The 3,102-nt window shown below is 68.4% G+C and carries 2 protein-coding genes and 1 pseudogene; 1 reads left to right on the top strand and 2 read right to left on the bottom strand.

The genetic code is table 11. The annotated features are described in order from the left end of the window. Nucleotides 1-78: 78 nt before the first annotated feature. Both H483_RS38035 and H483_RS38030 read right to left on the bottom strand, forming a co-directional pair. The gene (locus tag H483_RS38035; protein WP_017838671.1) at nt 79-972 is read right to left on the bottom strand and encodes a serine hydrolase; all 894 of its coding nucleotides are present in this window, start codon (nt 970-972) and stop codon (nt 79-81) included. Then, nucleotides 969-1,901 carry a LysR family transcriptional regulator gene (locus tag H483_RS38030; protein ID WP_052308401.1) on the bottom strand — a complete coding sequence of 311 codons (933 nt, stop codon included), beginning with the start codon at nt 1,899-1,901 and terminating at the stop codon, nt 969-971. The genes H483_RS38035 and H483_RS38030 overlap by 4 nt, the downstream gene beginning before the upstream one ends. A gap of 172 nt (nt 1,902-2,073) precedes the next feature. Between H483_RS38030 and H483_RS39845 the strand changes: the two are divergent. Continuing rightward, nucleotides 2,074-3,102: pseudogene (locus tag H483_RS39845) on the top strand (hypothetical protein); the annotation flags it as partial.

Below are 3,102 nucleotides of genomic sequence, written 5' to 3'. Positions count from 1 at the left end.
GCATGCGATTAGGAAAGCCGTCGGGTGCTGACCTGTCCAAGTGCAGGGTTCGCCGCCTGTGATTGGCGGACGTTATCGCTACAGCTGAGCGCCTGTTCGTATCTCGTTGACGAGGAGCCGCGCGATACGTCCGATGGCGGTGTCGACTGTGGGCAGCGCCGCGTCGGCGCGGGCTGCCCGGGTTACTACGCACACGACGACCGGTGGCTCACCGTCTGGTTGGACGACGGCGGTCTCGGCGCGGATCCGGCCAATGGTGCCGGTTTTACCGGCGACCGCTGTCGATGCCAAAGGGAACCCACTCGCGATGCGGTGCGGCCAGATCTGCTGGCCTAGGACCTCCCTCATGAACGCGCACTGCTGGGGGTCGGAGGCGGTGTTCGTCCAGATTGCGCGCATCAGCTGGCATAGCGCTCGGGCAGTGCTGTGCGAGACGTACGCGGGGTCGTAGGCGTGGACCTGGTCGGTGGCGGGGTCGGTTGCCAGCAGGTGGGCGGCGTCTTGCCAGTCGCGTGCGCCGAGTTCGGAGATCGTCAGCTGTTGCTGGGCTCTCACACCTCCGCGGATCACCGTGGTCTGGAGGTCAAGGGCCAAGAGGGTCTCGTCGAGGGCGCCCGCGGGTAGGAGGCGTTGCACTGCTTCGGCGGCGGTGTTGTCTGAGACCGTAATCATCATGCGCACGAGATCGCGGATCGAGACCTCGACGTCGTCGGCGAAGAGGGCGAAGCCGGTCGGCCCCGGCGTGTGTTCGTTGGGGGTGATGGTGACCCGTTGTGTCAGGTCCAGAGTGCCGGCGGCTGCCGCGCGGCAGGCCGCCACCATGAGGTGCAGCTTGTACATCGAGGCCACCACCACCGGAACGTCCTGGCCGATACCCAGACCGGTGCCGGGCCGGTCGATGAGCTCGGCGTAGCACCACCCGTCGCAACCGGCGAAGGCTAGCTCGGCACGGACTAGATCGAGCGCGGTCACGGGGTGGGGCCCCCAGTCACCGTGCGGCACACCCTGGCCAGCCCCCTGTCAACGAGGGACCTGATGTCGTGGCCGTCGGGGGTGCGTTGCCGGTCCGGGTGGACGAGGGCGCGAAAGCGGTGGTCGAAGCGGCCGGGCAGGTCCAGCAATTGCACGCCGTCGATCGTGGGGCTGAAGGCATCCACGACCGCGAACGCTGAACCGCCAGCGACCTGGGTCAGGACGTCGGCGCTGCTCGGGGCCTCCACCGGCCGTGGGTCGATGCCTGCCTCTTTGAGGAGGTCAATCAGCAGGTCCCAAGCCGCCGGTCCGGTGGCTCGTGGTGTCACGGCCAGATCCAACTGCCGAAGTTCTTGCCGGGGGATACGCGCCCGCGGATCGGAGATCATGCCCTCCGGTACGGCCAGTCGGCGTGGAAGGCGGTGCATCACCCCGCGCACGAGATCCCCGGCGGGGCTCGGATCTTCCAACACCGCCACATCGAGCTCGCCGTTCTCGACTCGCGACACCAACTCGGGTCCTTGCCCGCGGGCCACAGTCACCGACTCGACCTGGGAGCGCATCGACGTCACGGCGGCGGCAGTGAGTTGAGCCGGGGTGGTGGCAGACGCGCCGACGGCGAACGTCAACCCTCGGCTGGCCAGTTCTCCAGCGGCTGCCTCGAAATGCGCGGCGTCGCGGACCAGAGTGCGGGCCAGCGGAAGCAGATGACGACCCGCAGAGGTGACTACCGCGCCGTCGCGTGTCCGGTCCAGCAATCGCACCCCGAGATGGCCCTCCAGGCGTTGCAGTCCCTGAGACACCGTCGGTTGGGTGGTGCCCAGTCGGTCGGCCGCCGCGCCGAAATGACGCTCTTCGGCGACCGCGAGAAAGAGCGCGCACAGGCGCGTGAGGTCAACACGCGATGAGGAACCAGAGCGAGACGGCATGGGCATATTCTGCCCGACACGACCCCCCGTCACCTGCCCCGATTGAGGACTCCTATCCACTACCGGGCACAGCGGGATTAGGCTCCCGCCGCTCCCGCGGGCACTGTGGTGACCGACAGCGGCGCCCCCGACTCGGTGGCGACGCGTGGCTCGCTGACCGGAGGGGAGAGGGATGTCTCCGCTTATCACCGCGCGCGTTCTGGCGATCGCTTCTGTCCTGGCCTGCCTGGCCGTTCTGACCACCGTCGCCGTACACAGTTCGGGTCTGTGCCAAGAGCCGGCCTGGCTGTTCGGCTGCAACGACACCCCCTTTGAGGGCCTGTGGCGAACGGCGCGTATTCGATATCTCGCCATCGGATGCGGGGCGCTGGTGCTCGGGGCACTGGCCTGGCTGGCTATTGGTGCAACCCTGCCGAGAAAGGCGCACCGGGCCGGCAACGCGTCCGGTGGATTCTTCGGATCTGGGGGCGCTTACGCGACGGCCACCGTCCTAGGCCCCGTCACGGCGCTGGCCGCGGCCTCGCGCCAAACCTTCACCGGAGCGCTGGCAGCCGCGGCATGGTGCGCCGTCGTCGCCGCAGTCCTGATCTGGTGGTCACTGCGCCTGAGCACAGGCAGGCAGCGCCAGGCGTGGTTCGCAGCCGCCCTCGTGGTCGCCACCGTATTAATCACCGGAGCACTAGCAACTGCACTGCTGTGGCCATCCCTTTTCTTCGTGGGAGCCATAGTGGCTATCTTCGCGGGCAACATCGCCGGCGCCATGACGGTGTACCTGTTCCTCTCCAGGTCCCACGCAGCTGCCATCAGTAGAGATGAGCAGGTAGAGACCACCGCCGGCACGTCTCACCGGGCGCGTTGGTGCGCCGTGTTGGCAGCCGGCCTTCTCGTGATCGGCGTGGCTGCGGCTTACGCTGCCACACCCGTCCCGGCCCCACCGGCCGATGCTGTGGCCCGCACGGGCCCTGCCCCGGAGGCGATACCCGAGAACACGCCCGAGCCGCAGCCCCTCCCCGCGCCCGGGTCGCAAGAACAACCGGTACCGTCCCTGCCCGCGGCCGGGCTCCCCCCATGCGGTCCCGCCACCATCACCGTCGCCCTCACCGGCTGGGAGTTTGCCAGCGGCGACTCGGCAGCCACGCTCGTAGCGCACAACGTCGGGCAAAGCGCGTGCGCGCTGCGCGGCCACCCATCACTCCATATC

This window comes from Dietzia sp. UCD-THP (genome assembly GCF_000349585.1).
Lineage (GTDB): Bacteria > Actinomycetota > Actinomycetes > Mycobacteriales > Mycobacteriaceae > Dietzia > Dietzia natronolimnaea_A.
The sequence above is the reverse complement of the archived record's forward strand: the minus strand, read 5'-3'. Positions and strand labels throughout refer to the sequence as shown.